Annotated in this window: 19 protein-coding genes; 11 read left to right on the plus strand and 8 right to left on the minus strand. The window is 55.7% G+C overall.

Going from position 1 to position 21,786, the window contains the following annotated elements; translation table 11 throughout:
• Positions 1 to 50: 50 nt before the first annotated feature.
• From yihU to ompL, 8 genes are all read left to right on the plus strand, one after another.
• The gene (yihU, locus tag IMQ33_RS17715; RefSeq protein ID WP_196062399.1) at positions 51 to 941 is read left to right on the plus strand and encodes a sulfolactaldehyde 3-reductase; all 891 of its coding nucleotides are present in this window, start codon (positions 51 to 53) and stop codon (positions 939 to 941) included.
• 48 nt (positions 942 to 989) lie between these two features.
• Complete coding sequence (locus IMQ33_RS17720) at positions 990 to 1,853, plus strand: class II fructose-bisphosphate aldolase (RefSeq protein WP_065686682.1); 864 nt, start codon at positions 990 to 992, stop codon at positions 1,851 to 1,853.
• 47 nt (positions 1,854 to 1,900) lie between these two features.
• On the plus strand, positions 1,901 to 2,944 hold the full coding sequence (locus tag IMQ33_RS17725; protein ID WP_196062400.1) for an aldose epimerase family protein: 1,044 nt from the start codon (positions 1,901 to 1,903) through the stop codon (positions 2,942 to 2,944).
• Positions 2,945 to 2,968: 24 nt separating this feature from the next.
• The gene (locus IMQ33_RS17730) at positions 2,969 to 4,315 is read left to right on the plus strand and encodes an L-fucose/L-arabinose isomerase family protein (RefSeq protein ID WP_230326768.1); all 1,347 of its coding nucleotides are present in this window, start codon (positions 2,969 to 2,971) and stop codon (positions 4,313 to 4,315) included.
• A gap of 54 nt (positions 4,316 to 4,369) precedes the next feature.
• A complete protein-coding gene (locus IMQ33_RS17735) occupies positions 4,370 to 6,397 on the plus strand; it encodes an alpha-glucosidase (protein ID WP_098929952.1) in 2,028 nt (675 codons plus the stop codon).
• Positions 6,398 to 6,477: 80 nt separating this feature from the next.
• Positions 6,478 to 7,875, plus strand: a complete 1,398-nt coding sequence (locus IMQ33_RS17740; RefSeq protein ID WP_024530706.1) for an MFS transporter — start codon at positions 6,478 to 6,480, stop codon at positions 7,873 to 7,875.
• A gap of 85 nt (positions 7,876 to 7,960) precedes the next feature.
• A complete protein-coding gene (locus IMQ33_RS17745) occupies positions 7,961 to 9,397 on the plus strand; it encodes an MFS transporter (protein WP_024530707.1) in 1,437 nt (478 codons plus the stop codon).
• 104 nt (positions 9,398 to 9,501) lie between these two features.
• A complete protein-coding gene (ompL, locus tag IMQ33_RS17750) occupies positions 9,502 to 10,221 on the plus strand; it encodes a porin OmpL (protein WP_196062401.1) in 720 nt (239 codons plus the stop codon).
• Between the two features lie 128 nt (positions 10,222 to 10,349).
• Here the strand turns inward: ompL and IMQ33_RS17755 are convergent, their stop codons facing one another.
• Both IMQ33_RS17755 and IMQ33_RS17760 read right to left on the minus strand, forming a co-directional pair.
• Positions 10,350 to 11,036, minus strand: coding sequence for a response regulator (locus tag IMQ33_RS17755; RefSeq protein WP_161712200.1), 687 nt, complete (start codon positions 11,034 to 11,036; stop codon positions 10,350 to 10,352).
• A gap of 17 nt (positions 11,037 to 11,053) precedes the next feature.
• Positions 11,054 to 12,646 carry a sensor histidine kinase gene (locus tag IMQ33_RS17760; RefSeq protein WP_065686675.1) on the minus strand — a complete coding sequence of 531 codons (1,593 nt, stop codon included), beginning with the start codon at positions 12,644 to 12,646 and terminating at the stop codon, positions 11,054 to 11,056.
• A 341-nt stretch (positions 12,647 to 12,987) separates the two neighbouring features.
• Here IMQ33_RS17760 and IMQ33_RS17765 point away from each other — a divergent pair, with 341 nt between their 5' ends.
• Positions 12,988 to 14,340, plus strand: a complete 1,353-nt coding sequence (locus tag IMQ33_RS17765; protein WP_196062402.1) for a 2-hydroxycarboxylate transporter family protein — start codon at positions 12,988 to 12,990, stop codon at positions 14,338 to 14,340.
• 66 nt (positions 14,341 to 14,406) lie between these two features.
• Here IMQ33_RS17765 and nrdF read toward each other — a convergent pair whose 3' ends face one another.
• The 5 genes from nrdF to IMQ33_RS17790 form a co-directional block, all read right to left on the minus strand.
• Positions 14,407 to 15,366: a class 1b ribonucleoside-diphosphate reductase subunit beta gene (gene nrdF, locus IMQ33_RS17770; protein WP_024530712.1), complete on the minus strand. Its 960-nt coding sequence runs from the start codon at positions 15,364 to 15,366 to the stop codon at positions 14,407 to 14,409.
• 8 nt (positions 15,367 to 15,374) lie between these two features.
• Positions 15,375 to 17,519 (minus strand): class 1b ribonucleoside-diphosphate reductase subunit alpha, encoded by a 2,145-nt coding sequence (gene nrdE / locus IMQ33_RS17775; protein ID WP_196062403.1) that lies wholly within the window; start codon positions 17,517 to 17,519, stop codon positions 15,375 to 15,377.
• Positions 17,501 to 17,902 carry a class Ib ribonucleoside-diphosphate reductase assembly flavoprotein NrdI gene (gene nrdI / locus IMQ33_RS17780; RefSeq protein ID WP_021178960.1) on the minus strand — a complete coding sequence of 134 codons (402 nt, stop codon included), beginning with the start codon at positions 17,900 to 17,902 and terminating at the stop codon, positions 17,501 to 17,503. Before nrdI ends, nrdE begins: the two co-directional genes overlap by 19 nt.
• A gap of 8 nt (positions 17,903 to 17,910) precedes the next feature.
• Complete coding sequence (nrdH, locus tag IMQ33_RS17785) at positions 17,911 to 18,147, minus strand: glutaredoxin-like protein NrdH (RefSeq protein WP_161712197.1); 237 nt, start codon at positions 18,145 to 18,147, stop codon at positions 17,911 to 17,913.
• A gap of 266 nt (positions 18,148 to 18,413) precedes the next feature.
• Positions 18,414 to 18,845 carry a carboxymuconolactone decarboxylase family protein gene (locus IMQ33_RS17790; protein ID WP_074029584.1) on the minus strand — a complete coding sequence of 144 codons (432 nt, stop codon included), beginning with the start codon at positions 18,843 to 18,845 and terminating at the stop codon, positions 18,414 to 18,416.
• Positions 18,846 to 19,147: 302 nt separating this feature from the next.
• On the opposite strand from IMQ33_RS17790, the gene IMQ33_RS17795 reads away from it, so the two are divergent.
• The gene (locus IMQ33_RS17795) at positions 19,148 to 20,590 is read left to right on the plus strand and encodes a PLP-dependent aminotransferase family protein (RefSeq protein WP_186579921.1); all 1,443 of its coding nucleotides are present in this window, start codon (positions 19,148 to 19,150) and stop codon (positions 20,588 to 20,590) included.
• Positions 20,591 to 20,656: 66 nt separating this feature from the next.
• On the opposite strand, the gene IMQ33_RS17800 is transcribed toward IMQ33_RS17795, so the two are convergent.
• The gene (locus IMQ33_RS17800; protein WP_024530922.1) at positions 20,657 to 20,965 is read right to left on the minus strand and encodes a YqjD family protein; all 309 of its coding nucleotides are present in this window, start codon (positions 20,963 to 20,965) and stop codon (positions 20,657 to 20,659) included.
• A gap of 261 nt (positions 20,966 to 21,226) precedes the next feature.
• Between IMQ33_RS17800 and asr the strand changes: the two genes are divergently transcribed.
• Positions 21,227 to 21,598, plus strand: coding sequence for an acid resistance repetitive basic protein Asr (asr, locus tag IMQ33_RS17805; RefSeq protein WP_196062404.1), 372 nt, complete (start codon positions 21,227 to 21,229; stop codon positions 21,596 to 21,598).
• Positions 21,599 to 21,786: the final 188 nt, after the last annotated feature.

Below are 21,786 nucleotides of genomic sequence, written 5' to 3' on the forward strand. Positions count from 1 at the left end.
GGTCGGTGAAATGACACAGAGATGACAAGGGTAACCAACAGGAGAGAACCATGGCACAGATCGCATTTATCGGGTTAGGGCAAATGGGCGCGCCGATGGCCAGCAACCTGATCAAGCAGGGGCACCGGCTGAACGTTTTTGATATCAGCCCGGTGGCGGTCAGCGCTTTGGTCGCTCAGGGGGCCAAGGCGGCAGCCAGCCCGGCGCAGGCGGCGCTGGACGCGGAGTTCGTCATCACCATGTTGCCTAACGGCGAACTGGTGCATGAGGTGTTATTTGGTGCCGAGGGGGTGTGCTGCACCTTATCGCCTGCGGCATTAGTGATGGATATGTCCACCATCCACCCGCTGCAAACGGACCGGCTGATTGCCCAAATGCAGGCACGGAGCTTTAACCTGATGGATGCCCCGGTCGGGCGGACTTCAGACCATGCTCAGGCTGGTACGTTGCTGATCCTGGCAGGTGGCACTGCCGAGCAGGTGGAGCGTGCGACGCCCGTGCTGATGGCGATGGGCTCGGAGCTGATCAACGCCGGTGGGCCAGGCATGGGGATCCGCGTGAAGCTGATCAACAACTACATGAGCATCGCGCTCAACGCGCTGTCTGCCGAGGCTGCGGTACTGTGCGAGGCGCTAGGGCTGTCGTTTGATGTCGCGCTGCAAGTCATGAGCGGCACACCGGCAGGCAAGGGGCATTTCACCACCACCTGGCCAAACAAGGTGCTGAAGGGCGATCTCAGCCCGGCGTTCATGATCGATCTGGCGCACAAGGATCTGGGCATAGCGCTGGATGTGGCCAATCAGTTGCACGTCGCTATGCCGATGGGGGCAGCCTCACGCGAGGTTTACAGCCAGGCGCGGGCCAGCGGGCGCGGGCGTCAGGATTGGAGTGCCATTTTGGAACAGGTTCGGGCTGCTTCGGGCAGAGCGAATCACGCGTAACACTTAACGTAATTGCGGTTGCTATTCAGCGCGCAGAGGGGAGAAGAAATGCCTTATTTATCTGGTAACACCATGATCCAACATGCATGGGAAAACGGCTATGCCATCGGCGCGTTCAGCGCACACAACGCCGAAACCATTCGCGCCATTTTGCTGGCAGCCGAACAGGAGCAGGCCCCGATCATGATCCAGGTGGGGCAGAAAGTGATTAGCGTGATGGGTCTGGAGCCCATGAAGGCGATGATCGATGCCTTTATGCACGATATCACGGTGCCGGTGTGCATCCATCTGGATCACAGCCGCAGCTTCGAACAGACCATGCAGGCGGTGCAAGCCGGGTTTCAGTCGGTGATGTTTGACGGCTCTCACCTGTCATTTGACGAAAACGTGCGGATCACCCGTGCCGTGGCGGACGTTGCCCACGTGCTGAACATTGGGGTCGAAGGTGAGATCGGCAAGATCGGCGGCACCGAAGATGATATTTCGGTCGACGAAAAAGACGCTCTGATCACCAGCAGTGACGAAGCGCTGCAGTTTGCTCAATCGACCACGGTGGATTATCTGGCGGTGTCCATCGGCACCGCTCATGGCCTGTACAAGCAGGAGCCCAAGCTGGCGTTCGAGCGCCTGCAAGAGATCCGCGAGATCGTCAAAAAGCCGATTGTACTGCACGGCGGCTCCGGCGTACCCGACGATCAGATCCGTAAGGCGGTCTCACTGGGGGTCGCCAAGGTGAACGTGGACACCGAACTGCGGCAGGCCTTCACCCAGGGGATGGCTGAAGTGCTCGACAAAGATCCGCACGAGTTTGTCTTGGCGGTGTCGCTCGGGCATGGCCGTGATGTGATGCAGGCCAAGGTCGCCGAAAAAATCAGGCTGTTTGGCAGCCAGGGTAAAGCCGCTCAGTTTTAAGCAACCGTTGCGCGGCAAGCTGCCGCGCTAACCATAGGGCATCGATTATGACAACCATTCAACGCCAGCATTTTGGCGAACATCAAGGGCAGGCCGTTTCCCTTTTCACGCTGACCAATGCCAACGGAATGCGGCTGTGCGTGACCGATTACGGTTGCATTATTACCGAGCTTTGGGTGCCGGATCGCCATGGGCAAGCGGAAGATGTCGTGATGGGGTTCGACAATTTGGCGGCTTATCAGGCCGGGCATCCGTTCTTCGGCGCGATAGCCGGGCGCTGCGCCAACCGTATTGCCGGTGGTCGTTTCAGCATCGACGGTCAGGAATATATTCTGGCCACCAATGAACTCCCTACCGGACAACACCTGCACGGCGGACGTCGGGGTTTTGACAAGTATGTCTGGCAGGCACAGGAAGACGGCGACGGCATTATTTTCAGCCGTACCTCTATCGATGGTGAGGAAGGTTATCCGGGCAATCTGCAGGTTAGCCACCGCATCGGCCTGACGGAAGATAACGTGATGACGCTGAGCTTTGAGGCACAGACGGACAAGCCGACGCTGGTCAATCTGGTCAATCACAGCCATTACAACCTGCGCGGGCATCAGCACCTGATCCACGATCAGCAGCTCAAGATCGACGCCGACTTCATCACCCCGGTGGATGAAACCACCATGCTACCCACCGGTGAAATCCGCCGCGTTGCCGGGACGGCATTTGATTTCCGCAACGCCCGTCGTCTTGGGGACGCCATGCTGCACCGCCCGGCACAGGATTTTGATATGAACTATGTGCTTAAGCCTGCTGACGGTGCTTTGCATCCCGCCGCGACCTTGATCTGCCCACAGACCGGGCGAGTGATGGAAGTACACACCTCGCTGCCGGGCGTGCAGTTTTATAACGCCTTTAAGCTTTCCAACAAGATCTGGAATGGCAAGGCTGGCCATCGCTATCAGGCGTTTTCCGGCATCTGCCTTGAAACCCAGGCGTTCCCAGACAGCATTCACCACGCCCATTTTGGCAACGTAGTGCTGCGCCCAGGGGAAAACTATTACAGCCAGACTGAACACCGCTTCAGCACCGTGGCATAGATTTATTCGATTACTGGAAGCAATATGATGAAAAATAAAGCAAAAGTAGGCGTATTGGCGCTTGGGCGCACGACCTTCGACGTGCCCTACGCGCAAGAGATGTTGGCGCAGGCCTGGCAGACGCTGAGCGGGATGGATATCGAGTTGGTGGGGGAACCGGTATTGCAGTTTGATGCCGAATCGGCTCTGCAAATACTGCCTGCACTCAAACAGGCCAATCTCGATCTGCTGCTGATCCTGCAAGTGACCTTTACCGATGCCTCCCTCACTACCGAAGTGGTGCGTGATTTCCCGGTGCCCACGGCGATGTGGTCATTCCCGGAAGCCCGTACCGGTGGCCGTTTGCGCCTGAACTCTTTCTGCGGGGTTAATCTGGCTTGCCATGCCCTGAGCCGTGAAGCCATCAACGTGCAAACGCTGCACGGCCTGCCGGACGATAGTCGAGTGATTAACGAATTACAGCAGTTGGCGCAGGCCGCAGCGATTGTTAAACGCTTCAAACAGGCCAAAGTGATGGTAATTGGCGAGCACCCGCTGGGTTTTGACGCCTGCAACTACAACCAGCAGCAGCTGACGCAGCACTTTGGCGTTGAGGTGACTCGCCAGCCGGTGCTGGAGTTTATTGAAGAGGTGAAGGCGTTGCCGGACAGCGTGGCCGATGCGCCTTATGCCCGCCGTGCCAAGGATTTCCCTAACCTGGCGGAGATGGATCAAACGGCCACCCGCAAAACGCTCAAGGTTTATTCTGCCCTGCGTGAAAAGGCGCAGCGTGAAGGTTACACCGGCATTGCCGTGCGCTGCTGGCCGGATTTCTTTACCGACTACGGATGCGCTGCGTGTGGGGCGTTGGCATTGATGAACGAAGATAAAGTGCCCTGTGGCTGCGAAGCCGACATGTTTGGCGTGCTCTCTTCGCTGATGGCGCAGTGGGCCTCCGGCAATGCGGCGTTCAATACCGACCTGGTGGATATCGATCCGCAGGATAACAGCGTGGTGTTCTGGCATTGCGGACAGGCACCGATCGAAATGGCCGATCGTGATGGCCCGGTGCAGGCCACCATCCACTCCAACCGCAAGCTTCCTTTGCTGTCTGAATTTGCTCTCAAACCGGGGCGCATCACGCTATGCCGCATCACTCAGGGCGAGGGCAAGCTGCGCCTGATGCTGGCCGGTGGCGAAATGATCAAGGCTCCGCTGGCGTTTTCCGGCACAGCCGGGACCGCGCGCCTGGATGTAGATGCAGACACTTACCGCCAGCGCCTGATTGCGGCGGGTATGGAGCACCACACCTCGCTGGTTTACGGCGAGCACCGTCCGTTGCTGCGCAAAGTGGCCGGTCTGCTTGGTTTGGACGTGATTGAACTGACCTGAGCGGGCAACCAACGCTTGGAAAAATACGGCATTTAACCTTTTGGAGAATGGATCATGGCTTCTCAGCAAGGCTTGGAACTTACGCAACACGCAGGTGGATTTACGTTGACCTTTCAGCAGCGAGTGCTGATACAACACACGGCTGCGGCTCCGTGCCTGTGGATTGGGCGCGGCAAGGCGGATATCGAGATGTTCCGCGGCAACTTCAGCATCAAAGACCAGCTCAGTGAAAAACTGGCGCTGACCGAAACCCAGATCGTCCCGCAGGGCAAAGGCTGGCTGATCCGCTTTAGCCGAGGCGATGTGGCCCAGTGCACGCTGGCAATCACTACCGATGCACAAGGGCGGTTGGAAATGCAGCTGCGCAACAGCGACGAGCAGAACAACCGCATGTGGCTGCGCCTGGCAGCCCAGCAGGAAGATCACGTTTATGGCTGCGGCGAACAGTTTTCCTATTTCGACCTGCGCGGCAAACCTTTCCCGTTATGGACCAGTGAGCAGGGGGTTGGCCGTAACAAGCAGACCTACGTTACCTGGCAGGCAGACTGCCAGGAGAACGCCGGTGGTGATTACTACTGGACCTTCTTCCCGCAGCCGACGTTTGTCAGCAGCCAGAAATATTACTGCCACGTAGAAAACAGCTGCTACATGAACTTCGATTTTTCTGCCCCAGAGTTCCATGAACTGGCGATCTGGCAGGATCAGGCGGTGTTGCGCTTTGACTGCGCCGACAGCTATATCAGCCTGTTGGAAAAGCTGACCGCGTTACTTGGCCGCCAGCCGGAACTGCCGGACTGGGTGTATGACGGGGTGATCCTGGGTATTCAGGGCGGGACCGAGGTCTGCCAACAGAAGCTGGACGTAATGCGCGAGCACGGTGTCAAGGTTAGCGGGATCTGGGCGCAGGACTGGGAAGGACGGCGGATCACCTCTTTTGGCAAACGCCTGATGTGGAACTGGCGCTGGGACAGCGAGCTGTACCCGGAGCTGGATAAACGCATCCCGCAGTGGAAAAAAGAGGGGGTACATTTTCTGGGGTACATCAACCCTTACGTAGCCATAGAGAAAGAGCTGTATGCCGAGGCGGCGGAGAAAGGCTATCTGACCAAGGATTATGACGGCAAAGACTACCAGGTTGAATTTGGGGAGTTCTATGCTGGCGTAGTCGATCTCACCAAGCCCGAAGCTTATGACTGGTACAAGAACGTCATCAAAAAGAACCTGATCGAATTTGGCCTCGACGGCTGGATGGCGGACTTTGGCGAATATCTGCCGACCGATACCGTTTTGCATAACGGCATCGATGCGGAAATCATGCATAACGCCTGGCCAGCACTATGGGCCAAGTGCAACTACGACGCGCTGGAAGAATGCGGCAAGCTGGGCGAGATCCTGTTCTTTATGCGCGCGGGCTACACCGGCAGCCAGAAGTATTCGGTAATGATGTGGGCGGGCGATCAGAACGTGGATTGGAGCCTGGACGACGGCCTGGCTTCGGTGATCCCGGCGGCGCTGTCGTTGGCGATGACCGGCCACGGTCTGCACCACAGTGATATTGGCGGTTACACCACGCTGTTTGAGATGAAACGCAGCAAAGAACTGCTGATGCGCTGGTGCGAGTTCTGCGCTTTCACGCCGATGATGCGTACCCATGAAGGCAACCGTCCGGATGATAACTGGCAGTTCGATCATGACGTGGAAACCATCCGTCAGTTTGCCCGCATGAGCCAGGTATTCAGCTCCCTCAAGCCGTACATCAAGCAGGCGGTGGCGCTCAATGCGCAGTCCGGCTTACCGGTGATGCGCCCGCTGTTCCTGCATTATGAAGACGATGCCCACACCTACAGCCTGAAATACCAATACCTGTTTGGCCGCGATCTGCTGGTGGCTCCGGTGCATGAAGAAGGGCGCACCGACTGGACGCTCTACCTGCCGCAGGATAGCTGGATCAACCTGTGGACCGGTGAGCGGCATAGCGGAGGGGCCGAGGTGACGATAGCAGCCCCAATGGGCCAGCCGCCGGTGTTCTATCGGGCGGATAGCGAGTGGGCGGAGTTGTTCGCCTCGCTACGCACGCTGTAATCACCAACTGTCAGCCGTCCGTTGCCAAACCGGCAAGGGCGGCTATCTCTGGGAATAGGTGTTTTCCAAGGAGAATCACCATGAGTGAAGCTAACCAGGATCCGGTGAAGCTGATATTGCCCCTGCGCGAGAAATTCGCCTATGGCATGGGCGATGTCGGTTCCAACCTGCTGTTGTGTGTCGGCACGCTGTATCTGCTGAAATTCTATACCGACGTGTTGGGGATCCCCGCCGCGTGGGGCGGGCTGATCTTTCTCATCTCGCGTTTCTTTACCGCCTTTACCGACATGGGCACCGGGCTGATGCTCGATTCCCGGCGCAATATTGGCCCCAAAGGCAAGTTCCGGCCATTTATCTTTTATGCCTCAATGCCGGTGGCGTTGCTGGTGGTAGCCAACTTTATCGGCGTGGGTGCCTCGTTTGACGTCACCGTTAAAACGGTGATCGCCACGCTGATCTTTATGGCGTTCGGGCTGTTCTTCAGCATGATGAACTGCTCCTACGGCGCGATGGTGCCCGCGATGACCAAAAACCCGCAGGAGCGTGCGCAACTGGCTGCCTGGCGGCAGGGCGGGGCGACGGTGGGTCTGTTGCTGTGTACCGTGGCGTTTGTGCCGATCCTGTCGCTGTTTGATGGGCGTCCACAAGTGGGTTATCTGGTAGCAGCGGCGATCTTCGCCTTCGTCGGCATGTTGTGCATGTGGTGGTGCTATTCCGGCGTTAAAGAGCGTTATGTCGAGATCCCGAAACCGGGCGCACCCAAGCCGGGTCTGTTGCAGTCCTTCAAGGCCATCGCCGGTAACAAACCGCTGTTTGTGCTGTGCGTGGCCAACCTGTGCACGCTGGCGGGGTTCAACATCAAGCTGGCGATCCAGATCTACTATACCCAATACGTCCTCAACGATATCACCCTGCTGTCCTATATGGGTTTCTTCAGTATGGGCTGCATCCTGCTCGGGGTGCTGCTGGTCCCGACGGTGGTGAAACGCTTTGGCAAGAAAAACGTGTATCTGGGCGGCCTGTCGCTGTGGATCCTGGGCGATGCCATGAACTATATGTGGGGCAATACCTCCACGCTGTTTGTGTTGTTCTCTTGCCTGGCGTTCTTCGGCACGGCCTTCGTCAACAGCCTCAACTGGGCGCTGGTGTCGGACACCGTGGAATACGGAGAGTGGAAAACCGGCGTGCGCTCGGAAGGCACGGTTTATACCGGCTTTACCTTCTTTCGCAAGGTTTCCCAAGGGCTGGCGGGCTTTTTCCCTGGCGTGATGCTGGCCTATATCGGCTATGTTCCCAACGTGGCGCAGGGGCCTGGTACGCTGGAAGGCTTGCGGCAGTTAATCTTCCTCTATCCTTGTGGCCTGGCCGTGCTGACCGCATTGACCATGGGGCTGTTCTATCACCTGACGGAGAAGAACTACCTCAAGATCGTCGGTGAGCTGGAAGAGCGCAAGCGGGTGGTAAGCCCGGCGTTATAAGCGGCCAGGTGTTAATCGGGGCGAATTTATTCGCCCCTGCAACCAGAAAGACGCAGGGTGTAAGACAATAATAAGGACCCGTCAGATGGCCAACTCTTTATCCTACCAAGATCCCGTTACGCTGCGGTTGCCGCTGCGTGAAAAGTTCGCCTACGGTATGGGGGACTTCGGTTCCAACCTGATGCTGTGTATCGGTACCCTGTATTTGCTGAAGTTCTATACCGACATTCTGGGATTACCCGCCATCTACGGCGGTGTGATCTTCTTGATCGCCAAATTCTTCACCGCCTTCACCGATATGCTGACCGGCGTGCTGCTGGATTCCCGGCGTAATATCGGTCCCAAGGGCAAGTTCAGGCCGTTTATCTTCTATGCCTCGCTGCCGGTGGCTTTACTGGCCGTGGCCAACTTTCTCAATAGCGGGTTCAGCCTGAATACCAAAACCGTACTGGCCACCGTACTGTTTATGCTGTTCGGCCTGTTTTACAGCCTGATGAACTGCTCCTATGGGGCGATGGTGCCAGCCATCACCAAAAATCCGCAGGAGCGCGCGCAACTGGCCGCTTGGCGGCAGGGAGGGGCAACGCTGGGGTTGCTGTTGTGCACCGTGGGCTTTGTCCCGATCCAGATGTTGTTCACTTCACGCCCGGAGATGGGCTATCTGGTTGCCGCGGTGGTGTTTGCGACCTGTGGCGTGTTTTGCATGTGGTGGTGCCACGGCGGAGTCAAAGAGCGCTACGTTGACGTGGTACCGGCGCATCATAAACCTGGCATCTTCAAATCCTTCCGCGCCATTTTCCAAAACCCGCCGTTGCTGGTGCTGTGCATTGCCAACCTGTGTACGCTGGCGGCGTTTAATATCAAGCTGGCGATCCAGGTCTATTACACCCAATACGTGTTGCACGATATCCATTTGCTGTCCTATATGGGCTTTTTCAGCATGGGCTGCATTCTGATTGGCGTGCTGATGGTGCCAGCGGCGGTGAAGCGCTTTGGCAAAAAGCGGGTCTACCTTGGTGGCCTGTTGCTGTGGTGCCTGGGCGATCTGTGTAACTACGCCTGGGGCGACAGCTCGCTCTCTTTCGTGGCGTTCTCCTGCATGGCCTTCTTTGGGACGGCCTTCGTCAACAGCCTGAACTGGGCGCTGGTGCCCGATACCGTTGATTACGGCGAATGGAAAACCGGCATCCGCGCGGAAGGCTCGGTGTATACCGGCTATACCTTTTCACGCAAGATCTCCGCCGCATTAGCCGGATTGTTACCGGGCATTATGCTGACGCAGATCGGCTATATTCCGAATATTGAGCAGTCAGCCTCGGTGTTGAAAGGTCTGCGTGAGTTAATCTTTATTTATCCCTGCGTATTGGCGATGGTAGCCGCCGTCATGATGGGGTTTTTCTATAAGTTAAATGAGCAGCTATTTATGCAAATAATCACCGAGATTAACAACAAAAAAGGAAACCGCGACGAACAGGCCGAGCTTCATCCGGCAATCAATACGGCAATAATCAAAGAAGTCTAAGCCAGGGTATTACTCACAATAACGCACAGCTGTCATGCCTAACGGCATGGCGGCGGGATTTCTGCATGCTTTTATCAGGATTAATGACACAAGGAAACTCAACCATGTCTACTTTCTGGGGTTGTAGCAGCAATAAAACCAATACGATACTGCTGGTGGCGGCGTTGTTTGCCTCAGCCAGCGCTCAGGCCGGACGTGCCTATCTGGAAACTCGTGAGGCTTATAATACCGCCTCTGAATTAAACGAAATCATCCTGCGCGGCGGTTATAATTTTGATGGCGGAGCCGGTGTGATGGCCACCAACGCCTATAACATTGGCAAGTTTGATCAGCTCAAGCACAGCTATAATGAGCTGGAGGGCTGGTATCCCCTGTTCCGGCCAACGGATAAATGGACGGTGTCTCCTGGTGGGCTGGTCAACTCGAGCAGTGCGGGCTCTGGCGGTGCCGTCTACCTGGACAATAACTATAAATTCCTGCCGTTTTTCAACCTGACCGTGCGTTATCGCTATAACCATAATAACTATGATTCCATCGATTTTAACGGCAACCCGGCGCGTAATGATACCCATGAAATTGCCAACTACTGGAACTTTAAGCTCAGCGATGAGTTAAATTATACCTTCGAGCCACATTACTTTATCCGGGTAAACGATTTTAACAGCAAAAATGGCAAGAGCCACCATTGGGAGATCACCAATAAGTTCAGCTATAAAATTGATACCTATTGGATGCCCTATCTGGAGCTGCAATGGCTGGATCGCTGGAACGATTATAATAAGGAGCAGTATCGTATCCGCGTAGGGCTGCGGTATACCTTTTAAGCCATACGAATAAAAAACCCGGCCAAGTCTTGGCCGGGTAAAAAGAGCTGAATGTAACATTGATGCCGATATCGAAGGGGATATCTAGGAGCCAGCATAGCCCTGCAATGTGACAGGCAGATGTCAGCCTAAGCCTTGCGGTATAAACGGCGCGGATGACCGATATTACCGTAGAGCATTTCGACGCGTATAAACTGGGTCGTCACGCAGTATTCCAGATAGCGGCGTGCGGTGGTTTTGCTAATGCCGGCGTGTGCCACCACGTCTTCTACCGCATGGGCTACCTCTGGCCGATCGTTGAACAACGCCTGCACTAACTCCAGGGTGATGGTTTCAATCCCTTTGGCGCTGGGCTCGTTGGAAAACTGCTTGGACTGTAGGTTATACAGCGCATCGACGCTGCTCTGGTCGATGACCTTGAAGGTACGCTGGGTCTGTACAAACTGCATAAAGCGTTCCAGCGAATTGCGCAGCCGCTTATAGGATACCGGTTTGATGATGTAGTCGAAGGCCCCGTTGCGGATCGCCTGGCTACAGGTATTCATGTCGCTGGCTGCGGTGATAAAAATCACCGAACAACCGGGCTTTTTCACCGCCGCTTCTTCCATCAGCGCAATCCCCTGGCCGTCCGGCAGAAAGTTGTCCAGCAGGATCAGCCGGGGCTGGTGAGCATTCACTTTTGCTCTGGCTTCCGCCAGGGTAGCGGCATAGGCCACCACCCGCAGGTTGAAATTTTTCTCAAGAAATTCGGCGTGCAGCGTAGCCAGTTGCGGCTCGTCTTCCACGATCAGAACGTCCAGTGTCTCAGGTTGCATAGGTCGGATCCGGGTGCTTAAGCTTTGGGGATAAACAGCGAGAAAATGGCGCCGTGCGGATCGTTGTCCGACACTTCGATGCTGCCATGCGCCTGAGCGACGTGGCTGGCCACCAGGTGCAAGCCAATACCGTGGTCGCCCTTATCTTTGGTTGTCACGCCTTGTTCAAACAGCGTATCACGAACCTGCGGTGCAATCCCGGTGCCGCGATCGGCAACTTCGATCACCAGCTCGTTGCTGCTGTCATTGATATAGAGTTCTACCGCTTCGTGCGGTGCCGCGCAATGCAGCGTAGCATCGAACGCGTTATCCAGCAGGTTGCCAATAATCGACATCAGCTCGGTTTCATTCAGCGCGGCGGGGATTTGGCGCAGTTGGCAAGCGGGATCGAAACGGAGCTCGATGCCTTTTTCCCGAGCGCTGGAGTATTTGCCCAACAGCAGGCCACACAACGCGGCGGAGCTGAAGCGCTGGGAAATAAAATCGAGGATCTCCTGTGCGCCTTCAGACTGGGCTTCCACATAGCGGATGGCCTCGTCATAACGTTGCATATGCAGCAAGCCAGCGAGCGTAGCCGTCCAGTTCAGCTGTTCGTGGCGCATGATGCGCAGGTTATCGGCATAGCGTTTTACCTGGCTAAGCTGGCTGCTGAGGGTGTTGATGTCGTTCTTGCCACGAAAGCTGATCACCCACCCCTGTAGCTCCTCTTCCTGCATGATCCGCACCCGGCTGGCAATCACTCGCACATGGTTGAAACGGCACACCTCGTCATGGGTGTCGTGCCCCAGCTGCGCTGCGGCAAAGAAATCGGGCTGTGACTGGATGATCTCCCCGATGTGCTGACCCAGCAGATTATTGGCCGGTTGGCGCAGATCCAGCAGCTCACGCGCGGCATGGTTAATCGTGATGATGCGCAGTTGCGGATCTATGGCGATCACCCCTTCATAGATGGCTTCCAGCAGGGCTTTTTGCTGGCGCACCAGCAGCGCGATCTCTTTTGGCTCTAATGAAAACATCTGGCGTTTCAGGTTCTTCGATAATAGCCAGGAAAAAATAAACAGCGCCATCAATAGCAAGACGATCGAGGCCACGATCTGGGTCAGCGTATGGGCATTTAAACTGTCGATATGGGATTTAAGATAACCGACGGAAACAATACCGATCACCTGGTTATTGTCATCCACAATCGGTGCCTTGCTGCGTAATGAAATACCGATCCCTCCGTTGCGGATCGAGATAATGCTTTTGCCTTCCAGCACTTCTTTATTATCGCCCCCCACCATAGGGGTTCCCAAACGGTCGGCATGTTCGGAATGGTAAAGGTGCATGGTGTGGCTATCGCCGATGACAATATAGCTGGCATCGCTGCTGGCACGGATTTTTTTCATCAGTGCGGCGATATATTGCGTGTCGTTATTTTCAACGGCGGTGATCAGGGAGGGGATCAGCGCAATCTCACGTGCCTGCACTTGGGCACGGGCGCCCAGATCCCGGTGCAACTGCGCATCCAGTTTGTAGTAAGTGTAAACCCCGATCAGCGTCAGCAACACGCAGGAAAAGGCGACCAGGCACAGGAACAGCTTGATATGAAAAGAGAGTTTTATGTGCATGGTTTGCCGCGGATCCTGGTGTCTGTTTGGGTGACTACCCTATCATGAGTCGCCCTTGAAGTAATATTGCCCAAGATCAAGTTGTGAGCATCGGCACGGCTTTATTGTAGAGGAATATTACGCAGCGGCGTAGCGGACACCTAACGTGCGATAAAATCAGTAAAACTTAAAATAAGCCTATTATTAACGCCATTAACTCCACGGGCTATTTTACATAAAGGGCATTAACACCATAGAAACCATAACCCCCATTAAAAACCCTTTTTTATTTTGAACAAAATCACAGCGGTGACTCCAAGCGTTTCTCTATGATGGCCGAACAAACAATAAGAGGCCAGATTATGAGCACAACCGATGATTCCTACCTCATTGCCAAAGATAAAACTGCCGATATTCCGCTGCGTGAAAAGTGGTGGCATATTCTGGATAATTACAAAATAGGGATTATACCGCTACCATTCTTCGTGCTGGCCGGAGTGCTGATCCTGCTCGACTGCCTGGCAGGTAAATTACCCAGCGATATCGTGGTAATGGTGGCGACGCTGGCGTTCTTCGGCTTTGCCTGCGGTGAGTTTGGCAAGCGCCTGCCGCTGGTGGGGAAAATGGGGGCTGCCGCCATCTGTGCCACCTTTATCCCCTCCGCACTGGTGCACTATGGTTTGCTGCCGGACGTGGTGGTTGAGTCCACGACCAAATTCTACAAGTCGACCAATATTCTTTATCTCTACATCTGCTGCATTATCGTCGGCAGCATTATGAGCATGAACCGCCAGGTGCTGATCCAGGGGTTCCTGCGTATCTTTGTGCCGATGTTGTGCGGTGAAGTGGCCGGAATGCTGGTCGGGATGGCGGTGGGTATAGCGTTGGGCCTCGATCCGTTCCAGATCTTCTTCTTCCTGATCCTGCCGATCATGGCCGGAGGCGTGGGGGAAGGGGCGATCCCATTGTCGATGGGCTATGCCGCCATTTTGCATATGGAGCAGGGCGTAGCCTTGGGGCGTATCCTGCCGATCGTGATGTTGGGTAGCCTGACGGCGATCGTGATTGCTGGCCTGCTGAACCAATTGGGAAAACGCTATCCACACCTTACCGGCGAAGGCAGCCTGATGCCGAGCAAGCAGGGCGATAGCGAGGTCGCGGCAACGGAGAAACTGAGCGGTAACGTGGATGTCGCCACTATCGCCTGTGGCGCGCTGCTGGCCATCCTGCTGTATATGGTAGGCATGCTGTTACACCGGCTGATCGGCTTGCCGGCCCCGGTGGGAATGTTGTTTGCCGCAGTGGCAGTGAAGCTGGCACACGGCGTTTCGCCACGCATTCAGCAAGGATCGCAGGTGGTGTATAAATTCTTCCGCACCGCCGTGACCTACCCGATCCTGTTTGCCGTGGGCGTAGCGATCACGCCGTGGCAAGAGTTGGTAGATGCCTTCACCGTGCAGAACCTGATTGTGATCGTGGCGACGGTAAGCACGCTGGTGGCCACTGGTTTCCTGGTTGGCAAGAAGATCGGTATGCATCCGATCGACGTGGCCATTGTTTCCTGTTGCCAGAGCGGGCAAGGCGGAACCGGTGACGTGGCGATCCTGACGGCGGGCAACCGGATGTCGCTGATGCCCTTCGCCCAGATCGCAACGCGCATCGGCGGGGCGATTAACGTTTCGCTGTCGCTGCTGGTGTTATCGCATTTCTATTGAGTAGTGTGTTGCCGATTTGCCCCGCGAGGATGCGGGGCTTTTTTTACGCTAGATGGCATCAGGCATTTAGAACGCCCAGTCCTCATCCTCGGTATTCACCGCTTTGCCCATTACGTAGGAAGAGCCGGAGCCAGAGAAGAAATCGTGGTTCTCATCGGCGTTGGGGGACAGCGCAGACAGGATCGCGGGATCCACTTGCGCCATTGCCGGTGGGAACAGCGCTTCGTAGCCCAGATTCATCAGCGCCTTGTTAGCGTTATAGTGCAGGAAGGTCTTCACCTCTTCCGTCCAGCCCACCCCGTCGTAGAGCTCTTCGGTATAACGCACCTCGTTGTCGTACAGATCCTGCAACAAATCGAAGGCAAAGTTCTTCACCTGCTGGCGGCGGGCCGGGCTGGCCTGCTCCAGGCCTTTCTGGAACTTGTAGCCGATATAGTAGCCATGCACCGCCTCGTCGCGAATGATCAGGCGGATCAGATCGGCGGTGTTGGTCAGCTTGGCCCGGCTCGACCAGTACATAGGCAGATAAAAGCCGGAATAGAACAGGAACGACTCCAGAAACACGCTGGCGACCTTTTTCAACAGCGGATCGTCGCTGCGATAGTGCGCCAGAATGATGCTGGCTTTTTTCTGTAGCGTGGCGTTTTCCTCGCTCCAGCGGTAGGCCTCGTCAACATCCCGGGTTTGGCACAGGGTGGAGAATATCGAACTGTAGGAACGGGCGTGTACCGCCTCCATAAAGCTGATGTTGGAATACACCGCCTCTTCGTGCGGGGTGATGGAATCGGCGATCAGCGCCGGAGCGCCAACGGTATTCTGGATGGTATCCAGCAGCGTCAGCCCGGTAAATACGCGGATGGTGAGCTGCTGCTCCTTGGCGGTCAGCGTGGCCCAGGATGGAATATCGTTCGACAGCGGCACCTTTTCCGGCAGCCAGAAGTTGCTGGTCAGGCGGTTCCACACCTCCAGATCCTTGTCGTCATCAATCTTGTTCCAGTTGATGGCCTGCACTCGTTGCATCGTCATAATTTTCCTCACAGCGCGCAGGACACGCAGCCCTGCACCTCGGTCCCTTCCAACGCCATCTGGCGCAGGCGGATGTAATAAATGGTTTTGATGCCTTTACGCCAGGCGTAGATTTGCGCGCGGTTAATATCGCGGGTGGTGGCGGTATCGCGGAAGAACAACGTCAGCGATAGCCCCTGATCCACATGCTGCGTGGCGGCGGCGTAGGTATCGATAATCTTTTCCGGGCCAATTTCGTAGGCGTCCTGGTAATACTCCAGGTTGTCGTTGGTCATGTAAGGGGCAGGGTAATAGACCCGACCAATCTTGCCCTCCTTGCGGATCTCGATGCGTGAAACGATCGGATGGATGCTGGAGGTCGAGTTATTGATGTAGGAGATGGAGCCGGTAGGCGGCACCGCCTGCAGGTTCTGGTTATACAGCCCGTGCATCATCACGGCAGCGCGCAATGCCAACCATTCCTCACGCCCAGGTATGGTGATATTGGCGTTGGCAAACAGTTCGCGCACCCGTGCGGTTTTTGGCTGCCACTCCTGCTCGATGTATTTGCTGAAATACTCCCCGTTGGCGTAGGTGGAGTTCTCGAAACCGGCAAAACTGCTGCCGCGCGCTATTGCCAGCCGGTTGGAGGCGAGCAGGGCGTGATAGGTGACAGTGTAGAAGTAGATATTGGTGAAATCGATCCCTTCGTCCGAACCGTAAAAGATGCGCTCGCGCGCCAGATAGCCGTGCAGGTTCATCTGGCCGAGGCCGATGGCATGGGAGGCCTGATTCCCGGCGGCGATAGACGGCACCGAGCCGATATCGCTCATATCCGCTACCGCCGTCAGCCCGTAGATCGCGGTTTCCACCGCCTTGCCGAAATCGGGGGCATCCATGACTTTGGCAATGTTCAGCGAGCCAAGGTTGCAGGAGATATCTTTGCCGATCTCGGCATAGCTCAGATCCTGATGGTAACGGCTGGCGCTGTTGACCTGCAGGATCTCCGAGCACAGGTTGCTCATATTGATGCGCCCGGCGATCGGATTGCTGCGGTTGACCGTATCTTCAAACATCATGTACGGATAACCGGATTCGAATTGGATCTCCGCCAGCAGCTGGAAAAACTCACGGGCGTTGATGCGGGATTTGCGAATGCGCTTGTCATCCACCATCTCACGGTATTTTTCGCTAACGCTAATCTCTGACAGCGGTACTCCATACACCTGTTGCACATCGTAGGGAGAGAACAGGTACATCTCTTCGTTATTTTTTGCCAATTCGAAGGTGATATCTGGGATCACCACCCCCAGCGACAGGGTTTTGATGCGGATTTTTTCGTCGGCATTTTCCCGCTTGGTATCCAGGAAGCGCAGAATGTCTGGGTGATGGGCGTGCAGATACACCGCCCCAGCGCCTTGGCGTGCCCCCAGTTGATTGGCGTAAGAAAAGGCATCTTCCAGCATTTTCATTATCGGGATCACCCCGGAAGACTGGTTCTCAATGCGCTTGATCGGGGCGCCAACCTCGCGGATATTGCTCAGCAGAAAGGCCACACCGCCGCCGCGTTTGGAGAGTTGCAGTGCCGAATTCACCGCGCGGCCAATCGACTCCATATTGTCTTCAATACGCAGCAGGAAGCAGGAAACCAGCTCGCCGCGCTGCTGTTTGCCGCAGTTGAGGAAGGTGGGCGTCGCGGGTTGGAAACGCCCGGAGATGATCTCCTCCACCAGATCCTGTGCCAGCGCGGTATCACCCGCCGCCAGCCGCAGCGCCACCATGCACACCCGGTCTTCATAGCGTTCCAGATAGCGCTGGCCATCGAAGGTTTTCAGCGTGTAGCTGGTGTAATACTTGAAGGCGCCGAGGAAGGTCTCGAAGCGGAATTTCCTGGCATAGGCCTGTTGGAACAGCTGCTTGATAAAGGCAAACTCATACTGCTCCAGCACCGCCGCTTCGTAATATCCCTCATCCACCAGATAGCGCAATTTCTCCGCCAGGTTGTGGAAGAACACGGTGTTTTGGTTTACGTGCTGCAAAAAGTATTGCCTGGCGGCCAGCCGATCCTTATCGAACTGGATGCGCCCTTCGGCGTCGTAAAGGTTGAGCATCGCGTTGAGCGAATGGTAATCCAGCGTGGCGCTGGTGGGCCTGGTCAGTTCTGTCGTTGCCAAAATGCGGTGACTCCCTGTTGAACGATAGCGACGTCTTGTGTGGTGCCGAGAAGCTCAAAACGATAAAGCACCGGTACCTGGCATTTTTTGGCGATGATGTCACCGGCGATGCCATACGCGGCGCCGAAATTGGTGTTACCTGCGGCAATCACACCGCGCAGGTAAGCGCGATTCTGCGGATCATTGAGAAAACGGATCACCTGGATCGGTACGGCACCGACGCTGCTGCCGCCGCCGTAACTGGGCACAATCAGGATATAAGGGTGCTCCATCAGCACTTTTTTACTGCCAGCGATCGGGATGCGTATTGCGGGCAGTGCCAGCTTCTCAACGAATCTGTGGGTGTTCTCCGAACTGCTGGAGAAGTAGACCAGCGGATCCATGGCACACCTCAGGAGGTTAGGGCGTTGGCTAACGCACCGATCTTGTCCGGGCGGAAACCAGACCAGTGATCGTCACCGGCGATAATCACCGGAACCTGCTGATAGCCCAGTGATTTAACGTGGTTCAGCGCTTGCTGATCCTGGGTCAGATCGATCACGCGATAGTCGATCCCTTGTCTATCCAGGGCTCGGTAGGTGGCATTGCACTGGACACAATCTGGTTTAGTGTAAATAATAATACTCATGATTCGCATTTACCTTTTATGTTGAAGGAAAGGCGGATAAGTCAGAAAGTTGAGCATGATAGGGCGTTTCTGACGGCGTCACCAACCCAAGCGTTTCCCCCTGCGCTGATGAATGAATACTATATGTTGATATTTATATTATCAACATCACTATATGTGGTGTTTTTCGGTTTTTGGTGCGCAGGCCGCGCCGAGGCTGGAAAAACGGTGGGGAAATATTTTTTGCGATGAAGTTCGAGCAGGCCGGGTTGCCCCGGCCAGCAAAATTACTGCCGCATGCTGACTGCCAGGCGGTTAAAGGCGTTCATAATGCTGATGGCAAAGGTCAGATCGCTGATTTCGGCATCGCTGAAATGGGCTTTCAGGGCGTCAAAGGCGTTGTCCGGTGCGCCGGTTGCCGCAATCAGGGTGACCGCTTCGGCCCATTCCAACGCGGCACGTTCTGCCTCGCTGAATTCATGGCTGACGCGCCAGCCCGCCAGCGTATCCAGCTTGGCGTGGCTCGCTCCCCCTGCACGCAGCGCTTTGCCGTGCATATCCAGGCAGAAAGCGCAGCCGTTGATCTGCGAAACGCGCATAAACATCAGCTCAATGATCGCTTTATCCAGCGGGCCTTTCTCTAATCCCCCCAATGCGCTCACCATGGCTTTATAAGGGGCCGGTGACAGTTCGGCGTACTGCAAACGTTGCTTGATCATGTTCAAACCTCGGATTAATGACGTAACCAATGTACGGCGCTACTTTAGCCGCGATATGGTCTATGCTATAGAGCCATAAAATGATTATTTAACCAGGCCATGACACGTAGTGCTTATCAATTTAGACGGCCCATTTCCCCTCACCCCAGCTCTCTCCCAATGTACGGTTCGAGGTTCGTCACGAACACTTGTGTGGGGGAGAGGGAGCCAGTCCGGAGTCGCCGTTGGGCGCCGGTGCTCATTTGTGGCACGGTATGTCCCCTCTTCCTGTGGGAGAGGGTTAGGGTGTGGGGGATTAAGCCATGACACGTCATATTTTTGCTGCCCTACGGCTGGATCACCAGCAGGCTGAGCCCCTGTACCGGCAGATCTATCTGCGGATCAAAGACGCTATCGTGCAGGGAACCCTGGTGGCCAACAGCCGTTTACCTTCGGTGCGCGGCTTGGCTAGCGATCTGGGGGTAGCGCGTGCGACGGTTGAGAATGCTTACGCTGCGCTGGTGGCTGAAGGTTTTCTGCAAAGCCGGGGCCAGGCGGGAACCTATGTTTCCTCCCAGTTGCTGAAAATGCCTGAGCGCACCGAGCTGTCAGCGGTACCCACCTTGGCGGCTCCGGCACCTTCCGCATTTCAGTCTCATCCCGCCGGGCCGACTCAACCCTTCCAGCTTGGCCTGCCCGCGCTGGATGCCTTCCCACGGGCGGTATGGCAGCGCATCGTTGCCCGGCAGCTGCGTGGCACCACTATGGCTTCATTGGCACACCCACCCCCTAATGGTCTGCCGGAACTGCGCGAGGCAATTGTCCATTACCTGCACCTTTCTCGTGGCATCGTCTGTCGGCCGGAACAGGTATTTATCTGCGCGGGTTATCAGGCTTTGATAGAGCTGGTGATCAACGCGCTGTTGAAACCGGGAGAGGCGGTCTGGCTGGAGGACCCAGGTTATCCGGTTACCCAGCCGCTGTTTAGTGCCGCCGGAATGCAAATTGTTCCAGTGCCGGTTGATGAGGAAGGGATGAATATTGACGCCGGTATTGCCACCCGGCCAGACGCCCGCATGGCGGTGCTGACGCCGACTCACCAAAGCCCGCTGGGTGTTACCCTCAGCCTGGCCAGGCGTATGGCGCTGCTGGATTGGGCAACCCGTCACTCGGCCTGGATTATCGAAGACGATTACGACAGCGAGTGTCGCTACTACGGCAAACCCTTGCCGCCGTTAAAAAGCCTCGATCGTCAGGGGCGGGTACTCTACGCCGGGACCTTCAGCAAAACCCTGTTTCCGGCGTTACGCATGGCCTATCTGGTGGTACCGGATGAGCAGACGGCGGCTTTTGAGCGCTGTAGCCAGCTGCGAGGCTGCGGTTGCCCACCGTTACTGCAAGCCGGAGTGGCCGATTTTATCAACGGCGGGCATTTTTACCGCCATCTAAAGCGCATGCGGTTGCTGTATCGCCAGCGGCGCGCATGGTTGGTGCATGCCCTGACACAGCGGCTTGCAGCCTATTTGACGGTGGCCCCGCAGGCCGGGGGGATCCAGATGCTGGCTCATTTGCAAGCAGGGCTCAATGACAGTGAGCTGGCGAAGAGAGCTTGGCAACAGGGCTTATCGATACAGGCATTGTCGGATTGGCAGATGTCTTCACCTGCCGATAATGGCTTATTGATGGGCTTTGGCAACTTCACCAGCTATAACGAAGCAGAGCGCGCGGTTGAGCGGCTGGCGGTGATTATCGAGAGCGGAAAATAAAGCGGCCCACGGAAAACCGTGGGCCAGACGCACATCTGTTTTTATGGTTAAAACCAGCTACATGGGTTAACGCCGAGCAAGCAAGACGCCGAGCACGATACCAACAGCAGCACCGATGCCTACGCCCTGCCAAGGTTTGTCTCGTACATAGCTATCGGCATTGCCAACTGCGTCGCGAGCGTGTTGTGTCAGGCTGCTGGAACCGCTGAAGCGAGCACGGGCATCGCGTAATATCCCTTTTGCCTTGCTGTGCAGTTCATGCAGTTCTTCTTTGGTCTTGCTGCTGGAGTCGCGTAATACTTCATCCAGCGTATCGGCCAGCAGGTTCACGTCCTGATCGATGTCTCGTTCTACTTTATCTGTCTTGTTAAACATTCGACTCTCCGTTACGACACATGTCCTTTAAGTGTAGACCATTTTGGGAAATGTGCTGGCGATCACGAAAATTAATGGCTATCCCCGCGAATAACGAGGCTTTTTTTGGGCATCACCCCAGCCTGAGGGCCGGGCTACAAGCTCTGTACATTTGGTTACTCGGCGAAACCAATCACTCACGGAAGCGGCGGATTGATTCCTCTACTATCTCTTCAACGGCCCAACCGGGCTTACCGATAAACACTCTCTGAGGATTTAAAGATGAAAAAAGTATTAGCGCTGATCGTTGCTGCCACCATGGGCCTGTCTTCTGTTGCTTTCGCTGCTGATACTGCGGCTGCACCGGCACCAACTGCGGCTCCTACTACTGCGGCTCCTGCGGCTGAGAAAGCTCCAGCTAAAGCGACTCACCACAAGAAAGAACACAAGAAAGCCACCAAAAAAGCACCAGAGCAGAAAGCTCAGGCCGCTAAAAAACACCACAAAGCTGCTGCTACCAAAGCGCCAGTAGCTCAGAAAGCTCAGGCTGCTAAAAAGCACCACAAAGCCGCAGCTAAACCAGCTCAGAAAGCTCAGGCTGCTAAAAAACACCACAAATCAAGCAAGAAAGCCGCTGTTCCAGCTGCTAAATAAGTGAAGTTAGCGGAGCCGTCAAAGGTTCCGCATCCTCTGCTGAATACTCTGACACCCGGTTTTCCGGGTGTCTTCTTTTGAGGTGAGGTCATCATGATGAACCGCTACCTGTTTGAAGTGATCTTCAGTGCCGTCACGCTATGTGGTCTGGTGGTGGCCTGGGAATTGTTCCTGGCCAGCAGCTTCCT

The organism is Serratia sp. Res13-Sevr-LER1-36-b, assembly GCF_015673035.1.
Lineage (GTDB): Bacteria > Pseudomonadota > Gammaproteobacteria > Enterobacterales > Enterobacteriaceae > Chania > Chania fonticola_C.

What these genes read in the sequence shown, in the direction of transcription:
- yihU (WP_196062399.1), top strand. Translation starts at nt 51, where the DNA reads ATGGCACAGATCGCATTTATCGGGTTAGGGCAAATGGGCGCGCCGATG.
- IMQ33_RS17755 (WP_161712200.1), bottom strand. Translation starts at nt 11,036, where the DNA reads ATGCAACCTGAGACACTGGACGTTCTGATCGTGGAAGACGAGCCGCAA.
- IMQ33_RS17730 (WP_230326768.1), top strand. Translation starts at nt 2,969, where the DNA reads ATGATGAAAAATAAAGCAAAAGTAGGCGTATTGGCGCTTGGGCGCACG.
- nrdI (WP_021178960.1), bottom strand. Translation starts at nt 17,902, where the DNA reads ATGGATCCGCTGGTCTACTTCTCCAGCAGTTCGGAGAACACCCACAGA.
- IMQ33_RS17795 (WP_186579921.1), top strand. Translation starts at nt 19,148, where the DNA reads ATGACACGTCATATTTTTGCTGCCCTACGGCTGGATCACCAGCAGGCT.
- IMQ33_RS17745 (WP_024530707.1), top strand. Translation starts at nt 7,961, where the DNA reads ATGGCCAACTCTTTATCCTACCAAGATCCCGTTACGCTGCGGTTGCCG.
- IMQ33_RS17800 (WP_024530922.1), bottom strand. Translation starts at nt 20,965, where the DNA reads ATGTTTAACAAGACAGATAAAGTAGAACGAGACATCGATCAGGACGTG.
- IMQ33_RS17725 (WP_196062400.1), top strand. Translation starts at nt 1,901, where the DNA reads ATGACAACCATTCAACGCCAGCATTTTGGCGAACATCAAGGGCAGGCC.
- IMQ33_RS17720 (WP_065686682.1), top strand. Translation starts at nt 990, where the DNA reads ATGCCTTATTTATCTGGTAACACCATGATCCAACATGCATGGGAAAAC.
- IMQ33_RS17735 (WP_098929952.1), top strand. Translation starts at nt 4,370, where the DNA reads ATGGCTTCTCAGCAAGGCTTGGAACTTACGCAACACGCAGGTGGATTT.
- asr (WP_196062404.1), top strand. Translation starts at nt 21,227, where the DNA reads ATGAAAAAAGTATTAGCGCTGATCGTTGCTGCCACCATGGGCCTGTCT.
- IMQ33_RS17765 (WP_196062402.1), top strand. Translation starts at nt 12,988, where the DNA reads ATGAGCACAACCGATGATTCCTACCTCATTGCCAAAGATAAAACTGCC.
- nrdF (WP_024530712.1), bottom strand. Translation starts at nt 15,366, where the DNA reads ATGACGATGCAACGAGTGCAGGCCATCAACTGGAACAAGATTGATGAC.
- IMQ33_RS17760 (WP_065686675.1), bottom strand. Translation starts at nt 12,646, where the DNA reads ATGCACATAAAACTCTCTTTTCATATCAAGCTGTTCCTGTGCCTGGTC.
- nrdH (WP_161712197.1), bottom strand. Translation starts at nt 18,147, where the DNA reads ATGAGTATTATTATTTACACTAAACCAGATTGTGTCCAGTGCAATGCC.
- ompL (WP_196062401.1), top strand. Translation starts at nt 9,502, where the DNA reads ATGTCTACTTTCTGGGGTTGTAGCAGCAATAAAACCAATACGATACTG.
- IMQ33_RS17740 (WP_024530706.1), top strand. Translation starts at nt 6,478, where the DNA reads ATGAGTGAAGCTAACCAGGATCCGGTGAAGCTGATATTGCCCCTGCGC.
- IMQ33_RS17790 (WP_074029584.1), bottom strand. Translation starts at nt 18,845, where the DNA reads ATGATCAAGCAACGTTTGCAGTACGCCGAACTGTCACCGGCCCCTTAT.